Origin of the sequence: Pedobacter immunditicola (genome assembly GCF_037482985.1) — a bacterium.
GTDB classification, from domain to species: domain Bacteria; phylum Bacteroidota; class Bacteroidia; order Sphingobacteriales; family Sphingobacteriaceae; genus Pedobacter; species Pedobacter immunditicola.
On sequence record NZ_JBBHKC010000009.1, the window covers coordinates 25346 to 51042 of the forward strand.

A 25697-nucleotide genomic window follows, 5' to 3' on the forward strand; every position below is an offset into this window, starting at 1 on the left:
TCTTCCTTGAAGAATTAAAACGGCATTAAAACGCATAAAAACCTGACCAAGCTTCAAATCGCGAAAGCATTGTCAATTCGGTATAGGCAGGTCTCCTGACTTGTAACGTTTTTACAAACCTTCCCATTCTGCTTCAGAACAGTGGTTATGAATAGTAAAAACTTGATGTGTTACTTACAGTTGCGCGACAGTTCGTGATTTACACACGATTCCCTTTTAATCTACAATTAAGCAAAACCATTACCGGTTGATGATGAAATAAAGTAAAGAACTTATATGCCAAATATAGTTTAAAAAATGAAAGTACGACAAGTATTGTAGTAATTCACGGTCCTTGAACGAACGAGCCTACTAAAAAGGCTTAGGAAAAACACCTCAAAATATGGAGGTAAAAAAAAGGGTATCCAAATTTATTTGGATACCCTTTTTGAGGTGTATCATCTCTTTTGATATGTATACTATAGTACTAAGATTCTAATATTTTGAATACAGCTTTGCAGCAAATAAATGCACCTACGAATAAAATTACCCAGCTAATGATAGATAAAATTGAAGAATCACCTGCAAACCGAATGAAAACGCCAACCATAGCGACAATGATACCAACAACTAATAATTTATAAATAGAGTCATCATTAGCTCTCTTCATGCTTTCTGTATTGTGTTTTGGTGTATGATCCATAATAAGTTTTTTATATAATGTACAAAAATAAATATTAATTCCTTAAAAAAGCATAATCTTTAATAAGTTTTTAAGGACGGCAGCCTTTGTGCTGACAGCCCTTTCGGCTATTGCCACGCTAACATTAAAAAAGCCCTTATCCAAAAAGGATAAAGGCTTTAATATCATGATTTACAATTATCCGTTTAATGCTGCAGCACCACTCACGATCTCAGAAAGTTCTGTGGTAATCGCTGCCTGACGAGCCTGGTTATAGGAAAGTTTCAAGGCCTTTAACAGGTCACCAGCGTTCTCTGTTGCTTTATCCATGGAAGTCATCCTTGCACCGTGTTCTGATGCATGTGAATCTAACAGGGCTTTAAACAACTGAATTTTGATCGACTTAGGAATCAATTGTTCAACAATTTCTTCTTGAGAAGGCTCCAGAATGTAATCTGTATTAGCGGCAGTGGTGGCACTGATCTCAGCTTTTGGAAGTGGCAGCAATTGTTCTGTAGTTACAAATTGAACTGCTGCATTTTTAAAGCGGTTATAGATTACCTCTACCTTATCAAAATCACCTTTTTTGAAACCAGCCATGATGGCGTCAGTAATTTTAGTTACGTTCTCAAAGCTGAGGTCAGCATATACACTGTTATTGTTTCCGATAACTTTGTAATTGCGTCTTTCAAAAAAATCCTGAGATTTCTTACCGATAGCCGCAATGCTCACATTGCCCTTTGCAAACTGCTCACTGTATTTATCAGCGATCAGGTTATTTGCAGCTTTAATCACGTTCATGTTAAAAGCACCTGCTAACCCACGGTTAGAAGATACTACTACAATTAACACCTTATTAGGCTCACGCTCCTGTGTGTAGGGTGAGGAAGATCCTTCCAGACTAGCAGAAAGATTTCCTAGGATATCTTTAAGTTTTGTAGCGTAGGGACGTAATTGTATAATAGCATTGGTGGCACGCTTCAACTTGGCAGCCGAAACCATTTTCATGGCTTTGGTGATCTGTTGGGTAGACTGTACCGACGCTATACGTATTCTTACTTCTTTTAAATTAGCCATTCTTTTTAATCTTCTGCCAGAGTAACCTAGTATTTACCTGCTAGTTCTTTAGCCACTTTTTCTAATACACCAGTTACACTATCTTCCAATTTACCTGCTTTTAAAGCAGCTAAAGTTTCTGGATGACGCATTTCTAACTGTTGTAAGTATTCTGCTTCAAATTCTCTGATCTTGTTTACAGGAACTGAACGCATTAAGTTTTTAGTACCAATGTAAACAATAGCAACTTGTTTCTCGACTGATAAAGGAGAAAACTGGCCTTGCTTAAGGATCTCCACGTTACGTGCTCCTTTGTCCAATACTGATTTAGTTGCCGCATCAAGATCAGATCCGAATTTAGAGAAAGCCTCTAACTCACGGTATTGTGCCTGGTCTAATTTTAATGTACCAGCTACCTTTTTCATTGACTTGATTTGTGCATTACCACCTACACGTGATACCGAAATACCTACGTTAATAGCCGGACGAACACCTGCGTTAAACAAGTTAGACTCCAGGAAGATCTGTCCGTCGGTAATCGAAATTACGTTAGTCGGAATATATGCAGATACGTCACCAGCTTGTGTTTCAATAATCGGCAATGCCGTTAATGAACCACCACCTTTTACGATACCTTTCAACGACTCTGGTAAATCGTTCATGTTACGAGCGATATCATCATTCTGGTTGATTTTTGCAGCACGTTCCAATAAACGACTGTGAAGGTAGAAAACGTCTCCAGGATAAGCCTCACGACCCGGTGGACGACGAAGTAATAAAGAAACCTCGCGGTAAGCAACAGCTTGTTTAGATAAATCATCATAAACAATTAAAGCCGGGCGACCAGTATCACGGAAGTACTCACCAATTGCAGCACCAGAGAAAGGCGCATAAAATTGTAATGGAGCAGGATCCGCCGCAGTAGCTGAAACAACAACAGTATAAGCCATTGCACCGTTCTCTTCTAAAGTACGAACAACGTTTGCTACTGTACTTGCTTTTTGACCACAAGCAACATATATACATAAAACAGGATTACCTGCTTCGTAAAATTCTTTTTGATTAATAATGGTATCAATACAAACGGCAGATTTACCAGTCTGACGGTCACCAATAACCAACTCACGCTGACCACGTCCGATAGGGATCATCGCATCGATCGCTTTAATACCTGTTTGTAAAGGCTCGTTAACTGGCTGACGGAAAATTACTCCGGGAGCTTTACGTTCGATCGGCATTTCGTAGGTTTGGCCTAAAATAGGTCCTTTACCATCGATAGGCTCACCTAAAGTATTCACTACACGACCCAACATACCTTCACCAACAAGGATGGAGGCAATTTTCTTAGTTCTCTTTATTGTGTCACCTTCTTTGATCTTGTCATAAGGACCTAACAAAACGACACCAACATTATCTTCTTCAAGGTTCAATACGATACCTTGTAAACCGCTTTCGAATTCAACAAGCTCACCTGACTGAACTTTAGTTAAACCATATACGCGGGCAATACCATCACCAACTTGTAATACGGTACCTACTTCTTCCAGTTCAGCTTCTGATTTAAAGCCCGACAATTGTTGCCTGATAATTGCCGATACTTCGTCTGGTCTTACCTCTACCATAATTTATATTTTATATTGTAAATCAGTAAATTTTTATCTTATCTATATCAGAATTAAAACCCACTCAGGGCAAATTCCTTTTTTAATTTATTTAATCCGCCTGCAATACTTGCGTCGAATTGTTTGTCTTCAACTTTCAGAATGAAACCACCTATCAGGTCGTCATCAACCTTTTCTTTAAGAATAACCTCGTTAGCACCAATCTCTTTTTTAACAATAGCGATGATTTCTGCTCTGCTTTCGGCAGTAAGGGCTGTTGCAGAAGTCACATCTGCAGTTACAATCCCTTTCAAATCATTATATTGAGTAACAACCTGTTTAGCGGCTGAGTAAACAATAGCAGAACGGCCTTTATTAACCATTAACTTCATGAATGAACTGCTAATGGGATGCACCTTACCTAGAAACAAATCCGCCAAAATACCGGCTTTTTTATCTATTGGAACGATAGGGTTATTTAGGATGGCTTCTAATTGTGAATTCTCACCAATCACTTTAGAAACTAAAGCCATATCGCTTTTCACCTCTTCCAGAGATTTAGTTTCTATAGAAAGATCGATTATCGATTTAGCGTATCTTGATGCTGCTTTATTTTCTGACATTTTAATCTTATTTAGCTAATTGATGCAATTAGTTTAATTCAACATCTTTTAAAAGACCAGCTACCAAATCTTCCTGTTTAGTTTTATCCTGTAACTGCCCACGTAATACGCGTTCTGCAATTTCAATTGAAAGCGAGGAAACCTGGCTTTTTAATTCATATAATGCAGCTTTCTTTTGGTTCTCAATTTCAATCTTAGCCTTTTCAATTAATTTAGCACCCTCAGTTTGAGCCTGAGTTTTTGCCTCATTAACGATGTTATCTTTCAACATTTTAGCTTCTTTTAACATCAAATCGCGCTCTTCACGTGCAGTTTTCATTAAATCTTCATTCTGAGCAGTTAAACGAGCCATTTCTTGTTTAGCAAGTTCAGCTTTGTTTAATGCTTCGTCGATAGAATGCTCACGTTCTTTAATTGCGGCTAATATTGGTTTCCAGGCAAATTTAGCCAAGATAAACATTAACAATAAAAACGCTATTGTTTGAAAAATAACTAAACCGATTTCAGGTACTAATAATTCCATTTTCTATATATATCTAGTGTTCTCTTTTTAAAAAATTTGTACCCGGTCTTGCAACCAGGTACAAGTTTGTTTTTAGCCATTACCCATTAGGGCAACTACTACTGCGAAAAGCGCAACAGCCTCAACGAAGGCAGCAGCGATTAACATCGCAGTTTGGATTTTATTGGCAGCTTCCGGTTGACGAGCAATACCGTCCATTGCGGAACCACCAATTTTACCGATACCCAGACCAGCGCCAATCGCAGCTAATCCTGCACCAATTGCAGCAATACTTCCTGTAATCATGATTTTATATATTAATTGTTGTTAAAAAATTCTATTAATGGTGTTCTTCTATTGCCATACCAATAAACAAGGCAGACAAAATGGTGAAAATAAAAGCCTGGATAAAAGCTACCATTAGCTCAATGCCTAAAATGAACACAGCAAAGGCAATCGATACAGGAGCAATATACAAACTGTTGAAAACAAAGATCAAACAGATCAGTGACAACACTAAAATGTGACCAGCAGTAATGTTCGCAAACAAACGAATCATTAAGGCGATAGGTTTAGTGAATATCCCAACGATCTCTACCGGGATCATCACGATCCACATCAACTTGGGAACGTCCGGTGCAAAAATGTGTTTCCAGTAATATTTATTTCCGTTAAATACAGTGATCAACAAGGTTGCGGTAGCAAGGATCATGGTTACTGCAATATTACCGGTAAGGTTAGCTCCACCTGGTAAGAAGGGAACCAGACCCAACATGTTATTAAACCAGATAAAGAAAAATACAGTAAGCAAATAAGGCATGAAACGCTCATATTTATGACCCAGGTTTGGTTTTGCAATATCATCTCTTACGAACAAGATGAGTGGCTCTAACCAGGACTGAAGTCCTTTTGGTGATTTGCCGTAATTTGTTTTGTATGATTTTGCTACTGATAAAAACACAGTAAGCAGCACTACAACCGACAAAATTAAGGTACAAACATTTTTAGTGACGGAGAAATCCAATGGCCGCTCGTTTAAAGCGTGGTGTTTTTCGTCCAACTGAAGGTACTGGCCATTTTCATTTGGCGTAGCAGATGCATAATATATTTTCTCATGGAATTTAACAAAGCCTTGACCGCCTTTTTCCACAACAACTTTAGCATCATCATCATGATGGAATTCACCTGAGCTGAAAGAAACAACACCATTTTCTGTAGACAGAATCACCGGTAAGGGGATATAAGTATCACCGATAACATGCCAACTGTGTGAATCAGCAATATGATGCAGGGCAAACTTACCGATATCAAACTTTTTCTTGCCCTCAGGCTCAGCAGGAGTATTACCTGTTGCCTGTAAGGTATCCAATTGCGCAAAAGCAGAGGATGTAACAGAAAAAAACGCTAGAAAAAGCGCAAAAACAACAACTAACCTTTTTACTTTAATATCAAAAACGTGGTTACAATCCATTTACTCGCAGATTTTTACTATTTATTTTGGTGGCGCAAGTTACGTAACAAACAGTATATTTCAAAGAAGCTAAACAATAAATATAAAGAAAAAAAGTTCAGCACGAAAACAAAGCCGCTTCCAGTGCTTTTCAGGCTGTAAATCAGCACAAAAGCCATAGAGAAAAGCATCTTCAAAGCAATGGATCCCATAATGGCCATAATTCCTGTTTCGGGGTTTCTTTTTATGCCCCTTGCGGCGATCAGGTAGGCGATAAAAGTGATACTCCCCAGAAAACCAAATACCAGCCAGAATTGGGGAACTAAAATGGTTTCATTAGGGAATAGTGAAGGTAAATACCAGGCGATAAGGCCCAATACAAAACAATACAAAAGGTAACTCAGGGTAAACTTGCTTAGACTCAAATCGATATACTTTTTACAAAAGTATAAAAATACCTGTGGTAAGCCCTTGCTTATTTTTTATTTAACTGTTTAATAACCTGGTATAGTGCTATAAACACCCCAAAAACACTGAAAATGGCGGTTAAGATTGGCTTGTTGCTTTGCCGATTTTCATCCAGCTTGTGCCCAATAAAGGCAAACAGCCCTATGGTGACCAACATTTGAAAGCCAATGGCAGAATATTTAATGAAACTACCGGCTTTGTTATCTTCTTTTTCTTCCATAGGTTCTTTCCTTGTTGATTCATAAAAATAATGCAATTCCTTAGCAATTGATAGATGAATAAAATATTTTTGTTTAATTTTTATTGATAGATTCAACTGGTAATTTGAAACACTGCGTTATTCGTACACTAAAGATAACATTTATTTGCTTTAGCCTTTGTATCCTCTTTTCCTGCAGTACGCAGCAGAACACGGTCGTCAATCGTGGTATGCATAATTTAACAGCCCGGTATAACTACTTATACAATGCCCGGGCAATTATCAACGAAGAGAAGCAGATCCTGGTAGACAGTCATATCGGCAACGCAACAGAACAACTTGACCAGGTAATTTATAAAGTCGGTAGGGTGATCACTGAAAAAAGACACAGCAAATATATACCTGAAGCCTACCTGCTCCTTGCAGAAGCCCACTACCTGCAAGGCAATTACTTCCTTGCGGAGGCATATTTTAGCTATGTGTCCCAAACCTACGGTAGCAACATCGGCTTGCATATTAAAGGACTGGATGGCAGCGCAAGAAGTTTAATGCAGCGCGACAAGCAAGGCGAGGCAGCACCCCTACTGGATAGCCTTAAAAGAAAACTACCGCTCATCAACAAACATAGAGCAGGACCTCTAGTTACTTTGGCCCAAAGCAGGATAGCCGTAAAAGACTATAATGCGGCCATTGTTTATTTGGAAGCCGCTTTGAAAGAAAAATCCACGCCGCAACAAAGAAACTGCTGGTACAATAGCCTTTCGCAACTTTATCATGCAGAAAATGATTACCCAAAGGCAGTATTTTACGCCCGGAAGGCTGAAAAGCGACGTGAAAACGCCATCAACAGGCCTCTAATTCCTGACACTGCTGTTCTACAATCCGAGTTAAAAGATCCTGAGGGAACCGCAAACGCCAATGATTTATCAAAACTGAAGTTTAACGAACATGAAAACCTTTTAGGTAAAAATTTTAATACCGTTGCAGGAAACCATCGAAAAAGTAAGTACTTTACCTATGTGCAGCAATCGCTATCCCCAGAAATTACTTTACAAAAGGTCTTACTAGAAACACCGCTAAAAGCCTTACCTTTGCCTGCCGAAAATGAGTACAACCCGGTTAATGCAGCAAAGAAAGCCGCAGTGCCCGACAGTATTTTTCAGGTAACGCCTTCAAACAGTTATTATTTCGTTATTGTGGTAAACGATGCAAGTACAAACTTAAGTTCCTCACGCTTTGGCATTGGTGAATTCAACCGCGGAAACTTTGCCGGCCAGGGCCTGAAGCACCGTTTAACAGAATTTGACAATGACCAACTGATTTACATCGGGAACTTTAGTAATTTTGAAACCGTAAAAAAATATGCTGATAGAATCGGGCCCCAACTTGAACACATCATGAAAGTTCCGGCAGGCAGCTATCACAGCTTCATCAGCAGTGAAGATAACTTTGAAAAGATAAAAAGTAAATACTATTTAAATAAGTACTTAGAATTCTATAAAAATAACTTTTGAAATGAACCAAAAACTGTCATCAGCAGATATAAGAAAATATAATTTATCCATTTGGAAGGTACTGATCATCGGTATCGCTCTTTTTTCCATTTTCATCGTTGCTATTGGCTATGGTGTATTTGGTGATCTTCCTTCCTTTAGAGATATTGAACACCCTAAAAGTAACCAGGCTACAGAAATCGTATCGGAAGATGGCAGGGTAATGGGCACTTATTTTGTTCAAAACCGCTCTAACATCAGTTACCCTGAAATATCGCCCAATGTCCTCAATGCTTTGATCTCTACCGAAGATGCCCGTTTCATGGAGCACTCGGGGATAGACTTTAAACGTACATTTACCATTATCTTCTATAACCTGATTGGTAAAAAACAAGGTGCAAGTACCATTACACAGCAGCTGGCCCTGAATTTATTTTCTGAAGAGGGAAGAGAAAAATCTTTTTTCAAAAGGATCATGCAGAAGTTCAAGGAATGGGTTATTGCTGTGAAACTGGAGCGAAATTACACCAAGGAAGAAATCATCACCATGTACCTCAACACCGTTGATTTCGGTAACCAGGCTTATGGCATTAAATCTGCAGCCAGGGTTTATTTCAACACCACTCCTGATAAATTAAGTATTCCGGAAGCAGCAACCCTCGTAGGACTGCAAAAGGGAATTACCCGCTATTCCCCTACCCGTAACCCCGACCGCTCCCTTACCAGAAGGAATACTGTAATGGCGATGATGGTAAAAGCTGACTTGCTGACACCGGAACAATTTGACATTGAAAAACAAAAGCCACTGGGCTTAAAGTTCAACGCAGCCAATGTGAGTGATGGAATTGCCCCTTACTTCAGGTCAGTACTGAAAAGTGAAGTAAAGAAAGTTTTCAAGGAACGCTCTATCCTTAAAGCCGACGGAACGCCCTATGACCTGGACAGGGATGGTTTAAGAATTTATACCACCATTAATTACGACATGCAGGTTCATGCAGAGGATGCACAAAAGGAATACATGAAACTGCTGCAGGCTCAGTTTGAAAAAAGCTGGAAAGGAAGAAATATCTTTAAAGGCAAGGAACTGCAAATTGACCAGGGTATTAAAAGATCCGACCGTTATAAGGCCCTGCAGCTGGAAGGAAAATCTCTTGAGGAAATTAAGAAAGACTTCAACACCCCTACTCAATTAAGCTTATTCACCTGGAAAGGAGACATTGACACCCTAATGAAACCGATCGATTCGGTTAAATACTATAAGATGCTGCTGCGCAATGCCATGATGGCCATGGATCCGCAAACAGGACACATCAAGGCCTGGGTGGGCGGTATTGACTTTGATCATTTTAAATATGACCAGGTAAAAATGGGTACCCGCCAGGTAGGCTCTATTGCGAAGCCTTTCACCTATGCCGTGGCTATCGATAATGGCTACTCTCCATGTTTCAGCGTCCCAAATGAGCCAGTGAGCATCGACATTCCTGGTGGAGAGCCCTGGGTTCCGCGTTCAGTTAGCGTAATCCCTGGCGAAATCACTTTGCAAAAGGCTCTGGCCTTTTCGCAAAATTATGTAACCGCCTATTTAATGAAACAGGTAGGTGCTAAAGCTGTGGCTTCATTGGCACACAGAATGGGAATCACTTCTGATGTACCCGAATACCCTTCCATATCATTAGGCTCTTTTAATGCCTCCGTATATGACATGGTGGGCGCTTTTAGTGTTTTTGCAAATAAAGGAGTCTGGACTGAACCAACTTATATTCTCCGTATTGAAGATAAAAACGGTATTGTGATTTATGATAAACGCCCTAGTGTACACCCGGCTTTAAATGAAGAGGTGGCCTATGTGATGACAAGAATGTTGAGAGGTGTGGTTCAAAATGGTACAGGTTCAAGAGTAGTATGGAAATATGGCCTTAAAGCCCCCATCGGTGGAAAAACAGGTACCACTCAAAATAACTCTGATGGTTGGTTTGTGGGCATTACCCCCCAGCTGGTTACCGGCGTGTGGACAGGTAGTGAAGACCGTGCCTTCCATTTCAGTAGTACACGTGATGGTGGAGGTGCCAATACAGCCTTGCCTATCTTTGCCCTTTTCATGAAACGTGTTTATGCCAATCCTAAACTAAAAATCTCTAAAGAAGATTTTGAAGCCCCTAAAAATGGGGTGTCAATTGTTTATGATTGTAACCAGTACCAACCGCTGGATACCACAAAAACTGAAATAGAAGATAAATTAGGCTTTTAACCACCTGGTTTTAACACCGTAAAGAATGAGTGCTTTTGACTTTAAAACGGCTCTTGCCGACATTCCTCACCGGCCTGGGGTTTACCAGTTCTGGGATGTAGAAGGAACGCTTATTTATATCGGTAAGGCAAAAGACCTGCGGAACCGCGTAGGCTCTTACTTCAACCAGGATAACCAGATGAATGGTAAAACCAGGGTGTTGGTTTCCAAAATCAGGAAAATTACTTTTACGATCGTTGATACGGAGATTGATGCATGGCTGCTGGAAAACAGCCTGATTAAAAAGCACCAGCCACGGTACAACATCATGTTGAAAGATGACAAGACTTACCCCTGGATCATCATCAAGAAGGAACCTTTTCCAAGGGTCTTCTGGACGAGGCAGCGAACCAAGGATGGCTCCACTTATTTTGGGCCTTATGCTTCGGTGGGAATGATGCACACCATCCTTGACCTCATCAAAGAAACCTACCCCCTGCGCACCTGTACACTGCCCTTAACGCAGTCAAACATTGCAGCTGGCAAGTTTAAGGTCTGCCTTGAATACCAGATCGGCAACTGCAAAGGACCTTGTCAGGCCTACCAGAATGAAGAAGAATACAACAAAAACATTGAGGAGATCAAAGAAATCCTTAACGGTAAGATTGGGAATGTGATCCGGGATGTAAAAAACATCATCAAAAATGCGGTCGAAGATCTGAATTTCGAACTTGCCCACCAATACCAGCGCAAGCTCCTGGTGCTGGAAAAATACCAGAGCAAATCTACTGTCGTGAACAGTTCCATTACTAATATCGATGTGGTGAGTATCGCTTCCGATCCTCGCTATGCTTTTGTGAATTACCTGAAAATCATGAACGGAAGCATTATCCAGGCACAAACCATCGAGATCAAAAAGCGACTGGATGAAACTGACGAAGAGCTGCTTACCCTGGCCATCACGGAATTCCGGACAAAATTTGACAGCACCTCCAAAGAGATCATTGTTCCTTTTGAGATTACGCTTGAAGATCCTGACCTCAGGTTTACCGTACCCAAATTAGGGGAGAAAAAAAGCCTGCTGGAACTCTCCCAAAAGAATGTGCTGTACTTCAAAAAAGAGAAACTGAATCAATACGAGAAGCTCAACCCGGATTTAAGATCTGAACGGATCCTGACGCAAATGCAGAAGGATTTAAGGTTAACCAGGCTTCCGCAACATATCGAATGCTTTGATAACTCTAACTTTCAGGGTGCCTACCCTGTTTCTGCTATCGTTGTGTTTAGAGACGCCAAACCTTCCAAAAAAGATTACCGCCATTTCAACGTGAAAACTGTGGAAGGACCTAATGACTTTGCCACCATGGAAGAAGCGGTTTACAGGCGCTATAAACGCATGCTGGACGAGGAGCAGCCCTTACCTCAACTCATCATTATTGATGGTGGCAAGGGACAGTTATCCTCTGCCATGGCAAGTTTAAAAAAGCTAGGCATCGAGAAGCAGGTCACCGTAATCGGCATAGCAAAAAGACTGGAGGAGTTATATTACCCCGGCGACAGTTTCCCTTTATACCTGGATAAAAAATCAGAGACTTTAAAAGTCATCCAGCAGTTGCGGGATGAAGCACACCGTTTCGGTATTACTTTTCACCGTAAGAAAAGAGACCAGGGCACACTTAAAACGGAGTTGGAAAGTATTGCCGGTATCGGTAAAACAACAGCCGACAAACTCTTACGCCGCTTTAAATCCGTTAAAAGAATTAAAGAGGCGGAAGAGCAGGAATTGGCTGAAGTATTAAATAAAACACAGGTAAAAACGCTGCTGGAATATTTTAATAAATAGCATTACTATTTATTATGCCACATGCGGTTTTGAAAGTTATCCAGCGTCTTTTGTATTCTTTCTGATTCTGCGATCACTTTCGGATCCTTAGGATCAGTAGCACCCGTAATTTCCATAATGGTTCTATTACCGGGGTTAGTTTCTTTAATGATGGTGCTGGTAAATAAACGTCTTACGAAAAAATCATCATAAGTCATTACTGAAGCATCGTTAAGCGGGTTTAACAATCTTTTCCTGCTCAGCACTTCCCTTGCTTCATCAAAATAAATCCAGAACACGGGCTGCCAGTTTCCTTCCACCATTTTCAAAGGCGCAATACCAATAATTCTCGGCTCAAAAACAGCACGTTTAGCATCCAGGATCCAGTCTTCCTTAATTCTGTATTTAATGAAATCCTCAGTTCTCAACCTGCGGAGGGTGGGCTCAGAAAGTTTCCCTGTAATGGGATCCTGAACGCCTTCAGTTGTACCCCTGGCATTCATCAAGGCTTGCTCAGGTGTAAAAGCAATTTTAAAAGAATCATTATCTTCCAGAATTCTGCCTTGCACCGTATCCTTTGGAGAATAAGCGGTGAGCTCTTCCTCCTGGATCGCGTTCAGGAATATTTCGATCAACTTATACTGATCATTGTTTAATACCGTATTGGCAGTATCTGTTAAATCTATTTCCCGCCAGATACGCTTAGAGTAAAACACATCCTCTTCCCTTACATCAGCATAAGGTACAACGACATTGCTATCCACATCTACCCGTGTAGAAAAGCCATCCTTAGGTGGGGTTTTCGGCTTTTTCGCCTTCTTTGGCGTCACTGTAGCTGTAGATTTAACCGTATCCGTAGTTTTGATGGTCTGCGCAAAAGTAACAGTGCCAAGCGACAACAAAACGAGTGTATACAAAACCTTCTTCATAGGTATATAATTTTTATTTTAATGGGTAATGAAGCTATCGAAAGCTACCTTGTTATAAATGTAATGTTATCCAGCACTTTCTGTCTGCCGTCCGGGCCTTCACAAACTATATCTTTAAAAATGACTGTAGCACCCGGTTTAATAGAATTCAAGGCACCTTTAACCTGGTTATTGAAGCTTGCACCACTATTGGAAACCGTTACTGCATCTGAACGCGGATTAATAAAAGTGGCAGAAAACCGCAGCACCCTGTATTTAACATCGAAAACGAAATCATCCAGCTGGGTATCCATCAGGCTGGCTGCTTCCAGCCATTCCACTTCAACATTTCCGCCAGACTTGCCGCGCACTAATCCTTTCGGTGTTGGCAATGCTTTTACCCTGAACTGCTGCGAGCCTAGAGCAACCGTTTTGCCGCCACTACTGGCAGTCACATTAATGTTCACCACTTTACCAATCTGAGGGCCACCTACATTCACCATGTACTTTCCATTGGCGCCGCTCATGCTGCCGCCACTGATTGATGCCTTTACACTTTCGAGGGGAAAACCTGCAGCAGAAACTGAAAAAGGATTAGGAATACCCGCATAAATAACGTTCATCTTATCCGGAGATACTGTTGCAGAAGGCTTGGCCACCTGGTAGGTTTGTTCCGGAGTCCTGTATTCTTTAATTTGTCCATCGGTTTGTTTAACCCGAATCACACCAGCCCATTTGAAAACACCCACACTTCCTGTTCCACCGGTATAGGTACCCTTACCATCTTTCATGGAAAGTTTGTTGCCACCTACCAAAATATCAGGACTGGATTTAGAATCGCTGGCTGTTAAAAACACTTCAGCTTTATAGGGTTGTCCCTGTATCACATAAGAAGTTGGCGCTACAGCAACGGCAGCAAACTGGTCAAGGTTAACCAATGATTTATCCATGTTACCGAACAATTTCTTTACCACTTCAGCCTCCGCATTTTTTGTATCGGCCTGAATTTTAGTAAGAATAGTATTGGCAGCTGTGAGCGGGGTACCTTCACCAAAATTAATGTCAGACCATTCCCATTTGCCATTGACATGTTCGACAGCATTTTTAGCTTCCAGCGTAAAAGTTACAGCCTTACGGTCTTCAGGATTTAACAGGCCGATCAGCTTTTCACGGGTTTCATTGATCTTCACCTGCAGCTTCTTTCCTTCCCTTTTATTGATCATGATATCCTGGGCGATGTCCTGGTTGGCCCTTTCTACCAGATCGCCGGTTTCGGGATCTATTCCATTACCTGCAGTAGCAAAACGCTGCTTTAAAGCCTGAATCGAATTAGTTAGGTCTGCAGCATAAGCTTTGGCTTTATTTGCTTTCTCCCAGATCGGCTGTGCCCTGGCAGGTTCATCTTTAAGTTTAGTATTCTGAAAAGAGGTGAACAGCTGTTCCACACTCGTGTTTACATTATTTTTAGACGCTTCAAGGCTGTCGTTTATATTCTTAAATGCATTTAATATCGTATCGGACACATTCAAGGCAAGCATGGCTAATAACACCAAATACATGACGTTAATCATCTTCTGCCTTGTGGTCTCTTTTCCTGCTGCCATTATAGGTCTTTTAAATTGTTAAACACGTGGTTGATTCATCGCAGTCAACATATTACCATAAATAGCATTCAGTGACGACAGGTTTTTAGCCAGCTTATTTACTTCTTCCTTGAATTGTTTAGAATCTTCCATAGACTCATTGAAGTTGCTCATGGTTGATGAAAGGTTCTGGTAGAACTTATTCATTGATTTCAGGTGCGCAGTAGAATCCTGGAGTTCCAATTCGTAAACTGCATTTAAAGCGGAAAGATTTCTTGCCAGCGCATTCACCTGGTCGTGATAAGCCTGAGAAGCACCGCTGCTTTGTCCCATTTCAACCAATTGTGCAGTAGCTTTTCCAAAAGCATTATTTAAATTATCAAAATTGGCAGTAGTCGTTTTCAGCTTGGCAACAAACTCATTGCTGACATCAGCAGCATCGGCTACCCTTGAAATGGAAGCTACTTTATCGCCGAACGTTCTTAATCCTGCTCCAAGATTTTCAATTAATTCAGGTCCGATTTTAGCATCAGACATCATTTTGTCCAAAGCTGCTGTATTAGAAAATGCCGGAACGTTTACCATAGCGCGTGAAGCTGTTGCTTTTGGCAATTCACCAGTAAAATCTTCACTCAGTTCAGGGTAAACCTTTTTCCATTCAGGATCAGGTTTTGGAGGGAAAAATCCGGTAATAAAGAACAACAGCGCTTCAACACCAAGACCGAAGCCTATGATATAATTACCCCAAATGCCCCCAAAGTGGAGTATTTTAAAAAGAACTCCAATGATAACGATACTGGCTCCCCAGGAGATTGCTTTATGTAACCAATCTGAATTAGTGTTTTGTGCCATTTTTAGCTAAGATTTATAATTACTGAATATTTGTTCCTGGATATGATGCTACGCATCTGAAGCCAATGTAAGATCTTGGTTGATCCTGAAACTCAAAGGTAGATACGGAATTTTGTAAAAAGTAGGAGATGTCTTTCCATGAACCACCTTTAACCACCTTACGTTTAAGGTATTTGCTGTCGGCCGCAGTGGCAGCGTAGGTGAAGTTCGGATTAAAGTCATTTAACAGTGCCGCCGCTGAAGGGTTATAGGCAGTGGTGGTCCATTCCGATACATTACCTGCCATGTTGTAAAGTTCGAAACCATTAGGCGCATAAGACCTTACATTTACTGGAAACAATCCATAATCAGGTGTATAATTACCTGCATCAGTTTTAAAGTTAGCTAACAAATGACCTTTTTCACCACGGACAATATCACCGTCCCATGGATATTTGGCGTTTTCACGGCCGGCTTTAGCAGCATACTCAAATTCAGCCGCAGTAGGCAACCTGAATTGCAGTTTTGGATGTTTTTTAGAGTTCTTTTTGCCGTCATATTTCCTGGTCAGCCAGATGCAATACGCATTGGCCTGTTCCCATGTAACCCCAACAACAGGAAAGTCATTGTAAGCAGGGTTATTGAAGTAATCCCTCACCATAGGATCATTTTCTGAGTATCCATAATCCATCTTCCATACCAGGGTATCAGGATAGACAGAAATAGAAGGGTATTCATTAGATTTAGATGGGTCAGGGTTATCTACATAACTCTGTATAAAATCTTTTCGGTTTTTAGTAGGATCCTTTCTTCCGGCAGCAGCCAGGTCCATGTTCATGAAGCTGAAAGAATACTTCAACTTACGGATATCAATTTCCCGTTTACCAAGTAAGGCATCGTCACCGCTATAAAACATAAAAGAAAGCTTATCAGCGTAGCCGCTATTCCCTCTACGCCAAAGATATTTTTTTACATTTTTCCAATCGATTTGGCGTTCAGCAGTCAGGGCAGCTCCACCTTCAGTGCTTTTTACCTGCTTAAACAGATTCGGAGCAACCGTGGGCCCAAGGGTGGTCACTGCAATTGAATCTCTTACCCATTCCACAAATTCCCGGTATTGTTTATTTGAAACTTCGGTACGGTCCATGAAGAAAGCACTGATGGAAACCATTCTTCCCTTCACAGCAAGGGTATCCATAATATCAACGGGAATGCCTACAAAAGCCTGACCAGAGGGCACGGAGGCCATATCTCTGTCTCCGGGGGAATAAACCTTATTTTTCTTTACCCTAACCCATCTTGATTGGGCATAACTTTCCGTTGTAATATTTGACAGAATTAAAGCGAATGCTAAAATCCCAAGGAGGTGAATTTTTCTCATAGGAAACTCAAACAATTATTAGCAATTGTATAAATTATCCATGATATTAACAACGGTTACCTGTTATTTAACCGAAACGTAGTTATTTTTCTATTTGTTTGATTTCTTGATATAGTTGTCAATTGCCATGATCATAGAAGGTGCTTCGGGTGTTGGTGCAGCAATATCGACGATTAAGCCTGCATCAGTCACTGCCTTATGCGTATTGACTCCGAAAGCTGCAATCCTGGTATTATTTTGTGCAAAGTCAGGAAAGTTAACAAAGAGAGACTGGATGCTGGAAGGACTAAAGAAAGCAATCACATCATAAAAAACCTCTGCAAGGTCAGAAAGATCACTTACTACGGTTTTAAATAAAACAGCAGGTGTAAAATCATAACCATTCTTTTGAAGAAACTTCATGGTGTCTTCTGTAGCAACGTCAGAACATGGGTAAAGGAACTTTTCAGCCGCATGTTTTTTCAATACTTCAGCCAGGTCGGCTGCCGTTTGCTTTCCGAAAAAGATTTTACGTTTACGATACTGGATATATTTTTGAAGATATAACGCTGTAGATTCTGAAATGCAGAAATATTTCAGATCCGAGGGTACATCATAGCGCATTTCTTCACAGATCCTGAAAAAATGATCTGCAGAATTCCTGCTTGTAAAAACGACTGCTGTAAAATCAGCCAAATTGATTTTATCTTTTCTAAAATCCCTGGCTGGAACACCTTCCACATGAATAAATGATCTGAAATCAATCTTCAGATTGAATTTCTTTGCCAAGTCAAAATAAGGCGACTTCTCTGTTTCGGGCTTCGGTAAAGTGATTAAAATACTTTTAACCTTGCGTAACCGATCTTCTTTGTTTTCCTGCATTATCATATTTAGCGTTATAAACCTACTGCCTTGATTAGTATCAAAATAGGACAGATTTCGAGGGCACAAAAGTACAAAAATAAATAGACCTTTGAAAACCGATAGTGAGATAAAATATTTATCCCTGCCCTGAAAACCTGAAATGTAAAAATTATTCCGGCTATGAACAAAGATATTATAATATAATTTAAACCGTACTTTAAAGAGGTCAAAGCAAACGCCACTACTAAAGGAATAAACAATAACGAAAGATTAAAATAACTTAAATATAAAATAATTATATATTCATGAACCGGCTTCTGGATGTCAAATATATGCCCTAATAATTTAAGCAAAAGGATCTTCAAGGTGTATAGGATGATGATAAACACGGAAATGGTCAGGAAAAACTGGAATCCATTGACACCGTAAGACACCTGGTAATATTGTGTAACCAGGTAGAAAAACATACCTATGGTAAAACCAAACTGTATGAATAATAGTAAAAACGGCCACGAAGTAAATAAATTATCCTCCTTGTATAAGTTGTTTAAGACCCTGTTGCTAAAAAACGCATGAACCATGGTAAACAGCGGTCTAGAAAAATACCTTTTCAGAATGGCAAAAACCAGGAGTAAAAAAGCAATAAAGCTCAATACCCATACATCCCCTTTGGGCAGGGCGTCCCCTACTTTATATAAACTTTCCTTTTTTCCTTTGTCATAGATGGTGAACCAGGGCTTACCATGGCCTTTTTTATAAACCTCAGCTAAAATACTATCCATGATGATGGTGGAACTCAGCAAAGAATCAGGCAAAATCCAGGTATGACGGATAATTGAATCCGTTACGAATTTTTGGCGGGCGTAGAATGCAGAATCTTTCACTACCCGGTAAGGCTTAGCTTGCCGAAGCGTTGTATCCGGCGTTTCAGGCGCAGGAAGAACTTGTCCCTGTAAATCCCAGGCACCCAATCCCATTAAACACCATAAAAATAATACGAGCGTTTTCAATACTGCAAAACTAAGTTATTATTAGCTAATTAAACAATTCTATCAAATCCTTCCTGGAAAGTTGTTTAAAAGTATCCTTATCCGTTTTTACCAGGTCATTAACCAAGTCTATTTTAGTTTCCTGCAGGCGCATAATTTTCTCTTCGATGGTATCCGGACAAATAAGGCGTACAGCGATGACGCTCTTCTGCTGACCAATGCGGTAGCTTCTGTCGATGGCCTGATTTTCAACCGCGGGATTCCACCAGGGGTCAACCAGGTAAACATAATCTGCTTCTGTTAAATTGAGGCCTACCCCTCCTGCCTTTAAGCTGATTAAAAACACCCTTATTTTTTCATTAGTCTGGAAGGAGGCTACTTTTTCCGCCCGGTTTTTAGTTTGCCCTGTCAAACATTCATAGGCGATACCTCTTTGACTAAGCTCCTTTCCAATTAAATCAAGCATGGACACAAATTGAGAGAAGACCAGAATCTTATGTTGTGCATTTTTCGCCTCAATCTCCTCCATCAATAACGTAATTTTAGAAGAGGAATTACCATAAAACCGGTCCTCCTTCAGTAGCGCGGGCGAATTACAAATTTGCCGAAGTTTGGTCAGCCCTTTCAAAACATGCATGCTGTGTCTGGAAAGATCTTCCTCCTTATGTGTCAAAAAAAAGTTCCGGTATTCGTTTCTATAAGAATCATAAACTTTCCGTTGCTCCTCTTCCATTTCACAATAAATCACCATTTCTGTTTTTTCAGGAAGCTCTGTTGCAACCTGCTTTTTAGTGCGCCGCAAAATGAAGGGCCGTACTTTTTTCTGCAGCTCCATTGCTCTTTTAAGATCCTTAAATTTGTCTATGGGCGTAGAATAATGGTCTCTAAAATAATTTCTGGAACCTAAAAGACCAGGATTAGCCAATGATAATTGTCCATAGAGATCAAAGGTGCTGTTCTCCACCGGTGTTCCGGTGATGACGATCTTATTCCTCGACTTTAATAAAGCCGCAGCCTGGTAACGCTGTGAGGAAGGATTTTTAACCGTTTGTGATTCATCAAGAAAAATGCTGCGAAAAACATATTTCTTCAGAAAGCGGATGTCATAAAGCATGGTCCCATAAGAAGTAAGGATCACATCGTGATCTTCAAAGCCCATCACATCTTTACGTCTATCCGCCCCATACAAGGTATGGACTTTGAGTGAAGGGGCAAACCTGGCCAGTTCTGCCTGCCAGTTATGAATGAGGGTGGTTGGCACCACAATAAGGCAAGGCTCTTCATTACCCTGTTCTTTTTGCAGCAGGATAAATGCAATGACTTGGATGGTTTTCCCCAGGCCCATATCATCAGCAAGACAGCCTCCAAAACCAAATTCATTTAAAAAATTCAGCCAGTTAAGGCCCTGCTGCTGGTATTGTCGCAGCGCCCCATTTAAGCCCATTGGCGTTTGTACTGCAGTAATGGAGTGAAAGTTCGCCAGGCGGGAGTTTAACATGGCCAGCTCCAGTTTCACCTCTTTAGACAAATACTCCTCCTGGTACATTTCCGCAATGCCGGCAAAATTAACTTTTGGAATGCGAATGGTTTCATCAGTAACCTCACCCGAGTTGAAGTATTCGGCGAACTTCTCTATCCATTCATCAGGCAAAATACCCAGGGTACCATCGCCAAGCTGCACGAATTTACTCTTGTTGCGGATGGACTTATGCAGGTATTTCAAACTTACTTTTTCCTTGCCGAACCGCAGGTCAATGGAAGTATCAAACCAATCCAGTCCGCTCAAAACCTTGATGTCTATTTTTGCTTTATTTGGATTCAATTTATTATGCTGCAGCTCACTGAAACCCAAAATGGTGATCCCCTCTTTTTTCCAGTCCTCGAAGGCATCCAGAAACCAGCCATTATCTAAAAACCGAGATTTATGCAAGTAGAAGTTGTTCTGATCCAGCTGTTCTTCAAAATGAGGATGCTGGCGGATCAGGATGGAGGTCATCCTCAATTCCAGCGCTTCATCCCGGGCAACCATAAACGGTTTGCCACGACTGTCGATGGAATAAATTGTTCTTTTAGATAGGACGGGCACTTCCACATTGCCATACTTCAGCACAGGCGTAATCAGGATATGATCGCCCTCATCCGACAGGTAAATTAGTTTTTCGTTAGGCACATCGAAACTATTTTCCTGCAGCTGTTTGGGAGTTGCCGGTTTCAGGTAAGCATAGGAAACATGAATATGATCTTCCAGCTTGGCAAGGATAGTTCGTTGGAATTCCTCGAACTTACTTTGATGAATCAGTATTTTATTATTGTGCTTTTTGAAGAACCCGATCATCCTTAGAAAATCCGGATTATCAATTAAGTATAAAGTGTTGTTATAATTCAGGAAGTAATGATACCGGAGCTGCAATTTCTCCAGGTCATAGGACCTATCGTCGAGGTAAAGCTGACCTGTAATTTCATAAAATGAAGCTCGCTGACTAACCAATATCCGGATATCAAGATGCAGGAATTTCAACTGCAAAGGAACAATAGCGGCCGTATTTATTGATTTTGAATTTTCCTTCTGGTCAAAGACAGCCAATTGCAAGGGGTTTTTGATGAGTGCTTTTAATGCATTGATCAAGGCATCTGAACGCTCCGCTTCATCATAATTCTGAAACTTCGTTACTGCCGTATAAAACTTCAGCTCGTCGGGGTCATCTGTCTTCCAAATCAAATCCAAGGGGTTCACCAACACGAGTGGGTTTTTGATTTTTCCCTGTGAAGTCTTTTCCGCATCATACAATTCCACAAAAAAATGGCTGTAGTACTTGTGCTTCCTAAACACAATGATTCGCTGGGTGGTCTCCCCGGCTAGCTTTGGCGATAACGAACTGCGTTGGGGTAAGAGGTTTTCTTTAAGATAACGTTTGGTTTCGGTGTCTACTTTAAAAAGCTCCGGAACTTTAGGGATAATGGCGATGGACCTGTTATTGTATTCCACCTGGAAAAAATCATCAAGGACAGGTTCGTTCTCCAGTCCAAAATCTTTAGCCACATGCCTCATTTTCTCCTGCCTTAGATTGCCATCAAAAAAAATCCGCAACTCATCCCTGCGCATGATGTTAAAAAGCACCTGTGCCTGGTGACTGCATAATTTATCTCCCGGCTCTTTGCAGTCGCAACCCAGCTTGAGGGTGTTATGGGCTAAAGAAACAGTAACATAGGCTGTTCTTGAGGTACCCGGGCGACAAATAAACATGCAATAACCCAGCTCTGGATCTACTGCACGGACATCATAAAAATCTACCAGACCCGCATCTACAGGATGTTCAGCGTGTTTAGAAATGAACACCTGACTCAGCTGCTCAGTGGTAAATTCTTCTATCAGGATCTCTCTTTCAGACATTGATCAAAGATAAAGATAGTTTATGTTTTAGCTGGGAAAATCTGATTGCATCATTTACAAGGCAAGATATTATAATATTTTAGTTAAAAGTATTACTATGGCGGCCTTGGAAACAAGGCATTGCGGAAGATATGGCCACTTTTTGAATAACCCCCAAATAGCTATCGAGATCATTTTTGCGATAAGGTATCCAATAATTTTTCTAAGTTATCAATGCTCATTTTGAAGCCTTCTTTGAATCCCATTTCAATCATCTTCTCTAAACGGGCAAGTGATTCATTGTAAATAGTAATGTTCACTTTTGTTATGCCATTCTTTTCGCTAAAATTATAATCCCACTCAGAACCTGGCAATTCAGGGTTTTCATCCTTGTCTGCAAAGGCATTGTACATTTTAAAATTGGTTTTCGGAGTAATGGACGTATATTCCTGAATAGACCAACGCTCTTGTCCTTCGGGGCTTACCATAGCATAAAATCTTCGTCCGCCAACCTTAAAATCCATATACTTTGTTTTGGATGACCAGGGTTTAGGGGCAACCCATTGATCCAATATTTCTTGTTTAGTAAAAGCGTCCCATACCAACGGAAGTTCAGCATCGAATTCTCGGGTTATAACTACCGTTTTTGTTGTTTTGTCAACGGTAAAATCAAATAGCAAGTTGTTCATCTTTTGTTTTTTAAGTGTTGATCATACTGCTTCAAGTTGATTGAATCGGGTTTCCCAAATTTCTCTGAATTGGCTTAGCCATTTGTCAATCTCTTACATTTTTTCAATTTCAAGGGAAAGTCAGCTTGCACCAAAAGATTTACACTTCTTAGCAGAGGTTTTCTTAGCAAAAACGTCGGTAATAATTAATCGCTGTCATGCTGCTGCTATCCTATATGACAAAATTAAAACATTACAAACACATATTGTATACCAATTTTAAACGAATTACCTTACCAAATTTGCGAGTGCATGCCTCAAGGTTAAAACTGCCAATTTATTGATAAGGAATTTCAATAACCTCGTATTTCTATAAAACAATTAATGAAAGACGCATCGGCAGAAAATTTTCAATTTATATGTGAGTAATGAAATAGGTTTATATTGTAAACTACCAAAATAAGTTTTTAGTAGTCTTAGAAAAATATACGCAACACTAAAATCAATTTCAAGGGAATAATGAAAGTTCAATTTGCTTAACTGGTAATAATAATTATTAAATTCGGCCTACTTCATTTTGAAAGTAGTTTTCATGATTTTTTAGACAATAACTATTGAGGGCTTTAAAAATAAATACGCAGACCACTATTATGAAAACAATATTGTATCTAACAGACTTTTATTACGAGGCAAAAGGCAGAAAATATTACGAAGAAGACCTTTACCTCAATTCTAAGTTACATCAACATTTCAACATTTTAATCGGGCATCCACAACGAGCATTGGCTTATTTAACTTGTGCTGACCTTATAATATTTAGGAATACAGGGCCGGTCAGTAAGTATCAGGAATACTTTAATAAATTTTTAGAAACTGTTGCAGATAAAAACATCCCAACTTTCAACTCTTTTGACGGTAAAGGTGATATAAAAGGCAAACAATATTTGTTTGATTTATTTACTATGGGATTTCCAGTAATTCCCATAGTAGGGAATATTTTCAATTTAGAAGAGTTAGGTAATCCGATTAAATACATTGTGAAACCTTTAGACGGTGCAGATTCCTTCGGCATGGAGATATTAAGCAAGGAGGAGTTATTGATTACAAAACCTGAGAACAAAATCATACAACCGTTTATTGATTTTCAGTATGAAGTATCATTCTACTATTTAGGCAACCAGTTTCAATACGCCCTATATGCACCTGATAAATCTAAACGCTGGGAACTTATGGAATATAGTATTCTTGATGGGGATATTGAATTTGCAGACCAATTCATTAAATGGAACAATATGACTACAGGAATTACACGTGTTGATGCTTGCCGCTTAGAAGATGGTTCGCTTTTACTTGTAGAGCTGGAGGATTTAAACCCATTTCTTTCCATTCACCTTTTACCTGAAAATAAAAGGAATAGATTCATCAATAGTTGGGTAGAGGTTTTACAAGAATTGATTGGAGAGACAAGCAAATAAATAGAATGTTTCTTTATAGGGGCCATTCTATATCAAATAACGGTCGTTTACTGGATACAGGGTAGGACATTATAATTTGCTATGTGTTAACGAATCAATAATAATGGGCTGAGATTGCTGGAGGTCACAGCATTTGTTATCGGTAATTCATTAGTCTTTATTGATCCAAGCCGATCTTTCCCGATGCTGAATCTTGATGAGTAGTATTATTCACCACCTGCCGTAGTATTTCCACAATTCCTTCGTTCCGGACAATATACATTCCGAGTACCTCTTTGGAGATCCCTTCTGTTAATAAATATGTGAAAACCGGTTTCTCGCTTTCAAAGTAGGTATCCAGATACCGAAAAGAGATATTACTGAATTTCTCGAGTACTGTAGCAAGCTCAATTATATGAGTAGATATGATGAAGGCGGAAGACTTTATAGCTGAAAGTTCAGAGATAATTAGGGAAGAACCATCAAAAGCATCTTTTACATTGGTGCCTCTGAACAGCTCATCGAAGATGACAAACATCTTACTGCGCTGCAACAGAATTTCCGCAACCTCTTTTACTCTTTTCACTTCAGTATAATAATGACTTAACCCTTGATTGATGTTATCAGGCAGGTTAATTGTGGTCACCAATCCGTTAAACACAGTAGTTTCCATTGCATCAGCAGGTACGGGAAACCCTAAATGGGAGAGATAAATTGTTAGGCCCAAAGATTTAAGTAGCGAGGATTTACCCGACATATTGGAACCTGTAAGGAAAATGATGTTTTGCTTGTGATCTAGGTAGACATCGTTCTTGACGGCATTCTTGATTGAAGGATGAAACAATCCATTTATGTTAATTTTTAAATGTGCTTCCGTAGTAAATACTGGGAAGGAAAAACCGTTTGCTGACGCAACTAGTGCAATATTTTCTAAAACATCTAACTCATAGACCAGTTGTAAGAGTGTTTTTACATTTTCTTTCTCTGCTCCGCGTAAAGCCCGGTCTAGTCTGCTTACATCAAGAAACTTTAGATTTTTTTCATTTAGTCGTATGGCTTTTAAGAGTACACCCTCATCAACAATGTTCTTTATCTGTTCAAAAATGAGGGCCAAATATTTTGGGGGTTGATTTGAATTGTGTTCTTTTATGAAACCGATAATGTATTTTGTGAGTTGGATCAGATACCTGAGACCGGCTTTGATGACATAATAATCATTGCTGGATTTGCGTGTTATATAATCTGCCACAGCATCAATCGGATTGTTTTTAAATTCCTTAAATGTGCTTTGCAGGTAGAACTTAATTAAATCAACTTCCTCATTCTTAATTTCTAGACTAATCCGATTATCGTGTAAATATTTGATAGCGTCTCTTCTCAATGTAATTTCTTCGAAATCACTGGATGGATTTTGCATGATCTCCATTAATCTGTCCCTTGCAGCTAGCGTCCGTGTATGCTTGAATAGATTAAATATTGATGTTGATCCAAATTTCTCTGAAAATATGTCTAGGTCACTAAACGTTTGGCTATCGATGGTAAAATGCTCCACTAAAGTTGAATTTGAT

General features: G+C 39.9%; 22 protein-coding genes and 1 riboswitch. Of the genes, 4 read left to right on the forward strand and 18 right to left on the reverse strand.

What is annotated here, in order from left to right; translation table 11 throughout:
• Positions 1 to 68: 68 nt before the first annotated feature.
• Positions 69 to 257, reverse strand: a riboswitch (cobalamin riboswitch).
• A 209-nt stretch (positions 258 to 466) separates the two neighbouring features.
• From WG905_RS15950 to WG905_RS15990, 9 genes are all read right to left on the reverse strand, one after another.
• Positions 467 to 682: a hypothetical protein gene (locus tag WG905_RS15950; protein WP_339592742.1), complete on the reverse strand. Its 216-nt coding sequence runs from the start codon at positions 680 to 682 to the stop codon at positions 467 to 469.
• A 177-nt stretch (positions 683 to 859) separates the two neighbouring features.
• Positions 860 to 1738 (reverse strand): ATP synthase F1 subunit gamma, encoded by an 879-nt coding sequence (gene atpG, locus WG905_RS15955; protein ID WP_339592743.1) that lies wholly within the window; start codon positions 1736 to 1738, stop codon positions 860 to 862.
• A gap of 26 nt (positions 1739 to 1764) precedes the next feature.
• Positions 1765 to 3339 carry a F0F1 ATP synthase subunit alpha gene (gene atpA, locus WG905_RS15960; RefSeq protein ID WP_339592744.1) on the reverse strand — a complete coding sequence of 525 codons (1575 nt, stop codon included), beginning with the start codon at positions 3337 to 3339 and terminating at the stop codon, positions 1765 to 1767.
• Between the two features lie 53 nt (positions 3340 to 3392).
• The gene (atpH, locus tag WG905_RS15965) at positions 3393 to 3941 is read right to left on the reverse strand and encodes an ATP synthase F1 subunit delta (protein ID WP_339592745.1); all 549 of its coding nucleotides are present in this window, start codon (positions 3939 to 3941) and stop codon (positions 3393 to 3395) included.
• A 28-nt stretch (positions 3942 to 3969) separates the two neighbouring features.
• Positions 3970 to 4464 carry a F0F1 ATP synthase subunit B gene (gene atpF / locus WG905_RS15970; protein ID WP_339592746.1) on the reverse strand — a complete coding sequence of 165 codons (495 nt, stop codon included), beginning with the start codon at positions 4462 to 4464 and terminating at the stop codon, positions 3970 to 3972.
• A 72-nt stretch (positions 4465 to 4536) separates the two neighbouring features.
• Positions 4537 to 4746 carry an ATP synthase F0 subunit C gene (atpE, locus tag WG905_RS15975; RefSeq protein ID WP_339592908.1) on the reverse strand — a complete coding sequence of 70 codons (210 nt, stop codon included), beginning with the start codon at positions 4744 to 4746 and terminating at the stop codon, positions 4537 to 4539.
• Positions 4747 to 4783: 37 nt separating this feature from the next.
• Positions 4784 to 5914 carry a F0F1 ATP synthase subunit A gene (gene atpB / locus WG905_RS15980; RefSeq protein WP_339592747.1) on the reverse strand — a complete coding sequence of 377 codons (1131 nt, stop codon included), beginning with the start codon at positions 5912 to 5914 and terminating at the stop codon, positions 4784 to 4786.
• Positions 5915 to 5931: 17 nt separating this feature from the next.
• Complete coding sequence (locus WG905_RS15985; protein ID WP_339592748.1) at positions 5932 to 6318, reverse strand: hypothetical protein; 387 nt, start codon at positions 6316 to 6318, stop codon at positions 5932 to 5934.
• Between the two features lie 50 nt (positions 6319 to 6368).
• Complete coding sequence (locus WG905_RS15990; RefSeq protein WP_339592749.1) at positions 6369 to 6581, reverse strand: AtpZ/AtpI family protein; 213 nt, start codon at positions 6579 to 6581, stop codon at positions 6369 to 6371.
• A 209-nt stretch (positions 6582 to 6790) separates the two neighbouring features.
• On the opposite strand from WG905_RS15990, the gene WG905_RS15995 reads away from it, so the two are divergent.
• Genes WG905_RS15995 through uvrC form a run of 3 tightly spaced genes read left to right on the forward strand, consistent with a single transcriptional unit; the run spans position 6791 to position 12123 of the window.
• Complete coding sequence (locus WG905_RS15995; RefSeq protein ID WP_339592750.1) at positions 6791 to 8074, forward strand: tetratricopeptide repeat protein; 1284 nt, start codon at positions 6791 to 6793, stop codon at positions 8072 to 8074.
• Between the two features lies 1 nt (position 8075).
• On the forward strand, positions 8076 to 10301 hold the full coding sequence (locus WG905_RS16000; protein ID WP_339592751.1) for a penicillin-binding protein 1A: 2226 nt from the start codon (positions 8076 to 8078) through the stop codon (positions 10299 to 10301).
• A 25-nt stretch (positions 10302 to 10326) separates the two neighbouring features.
• Positions 10327 to 12123 (forward strand): excinuclease ABC subunit UvrC, encoded by a 1797-nt coding sequence (gene uvrC / locus WG905_RS16005; protein ID WP_339592752.1) that lies wholly within the window; start codon positions 10327 to 10329, stop codon positions 12121 to 12123.
• 5 nt (positions 12124 to 12128) lie between these two features.
• Here the strand turns inward: uvrC and porN are convergent, their stop codons facing one another.
• The 8 genes from porN to WG905_RS16045 all read right to left on the reverse strand — a co-directional run bounded on the left by porN (position 12129) and on the right by WG905_RS16045 (position 22696).
• Positions 12129 to 13031, reverse strand: a complete 903-nt coding sequence (gene porN, locus WG905_RS16010) for a type IX secretion system ring subunit PorN/GldN (RefSeq protein ID WP_339592753.1) — start codon at positions 13029 to 13031, stop codon at positions 12129 to 12131.
• A gap of 44 nt (positions 13032 to 13075) precedes the next feature.
• Positions 13076 to 14614: a type IX secretion system motor protein PorM/GldM gene (porM, locus tag WG905_RS16015; RefSeq protein ID WP_339592754.1), complete on the reverse strand. Its 1539-nt coding sequence runs from the start codon at positions 14612 to 14614 to the stop codon at positions 13076 to 13078.
• An 18-nt stretch (positions 14615 to 14632) separates the two neighbouring features.
• Positions 14633 to 15445, reverse strand: coding sequence for a type IX secretion system motor protein PorL/GldL (gene porL, locus WG905_RS16020; RefSeq protein ID WP_339592755.1), 813 nt, complete (start codon positions 15443 to 15445; stop codon positions 14633 to 14635).
• 19 nt (positions 15446 to 15464) lie between these two features.
• Positions 15465 to 16805 carry a T9SS ring complex lipoprotein PorK/GldK gene (porK, locus tag WG905_RS16025; protein WP_339592756.1) on the reverse strand — a complete coding sequence of 447 codons (1341 nt, stop codon included), beginning with the start codon at positions 16803 to 16805 and terminating at the stop codon, positions 15465 to 15467.
• A gap of 90 nt (positions 16806 to 16895) precedes the next feature.
• Positions 16896 to 17666 carry a uroporphyrinogen-III synthase gene (locus tag WG905_RS16030; protein WP_339592757.1) on the reverse strand — a complete coding sequence of 257 codons (771 nt, stop codon included), beginning with the start codon at positions 17664 to 17666 and terminating at the stop codon, positions 16896 to 16898.
• A gap of 14 nt (positions 17667 to 17680) precedes the next feature.
• Entirely contained in the window at positions 17681 to 18658 is a 978-nt protein-coding gene (locus tag WG905_RS16035) for a DUF4271 domain-containing protein (protein ID WP_339592758.1), read from the reverse strand.
• Between the two features lie 25 nt (positions 18659 to 18683).
• Complete coding sequence (locus WG905_RS16040; protein WP_339592759.1) at positions 18684 to 22028, reverse strand: DEAD/DEAH box helicase; 3345 nt, start codon at positions 22026 to 22028, stop codon at positions 18684 to 18686.
• A 170-nt stretch (positions 22029 to 22198) separates the two neighbouring features.
• Positions 22199 to 22696: an SRPBCC family protein gene (locus tag WG905_RS16045; protein WP_339592760.1), complete on the reverse strand. Its 498-nt coding sequence runs from the start codon at positions 22694 to 22696 to the stop codon at positions 22199 to 22201.
• Positions 22697 to 23325: 629 nt separating this feature from the next.
• Here WG905_RS16045 and WG905_RS16050 point away from each other — a divergent pair.
• Entirely contained in the window at positions 23326 to 24150 is an 825-nt protein-coding gene (locus WG905_RS16050) for an ATP-grasp domain-containing protein (protein ID WP_339592761.1), read from the forward strand.
• Positions 24151 to 24307: 157 nt separating this feature from the next.
• Here WG905_RS16050 and WG905_RS16055 read toward each other — a convergent pair whose 3' ends face one another.
• A complete protein-coding gene (locus WG905_RS16055; protein ID WP_339592762.1) occupies positions 24308 to 25681 on the reverse strand; it encodes a MutS-related protein in 1374 nt (457 codons plus the stop codon).
• Positions 25682 to 25697 lie beyond the last annotated feature (16 nt).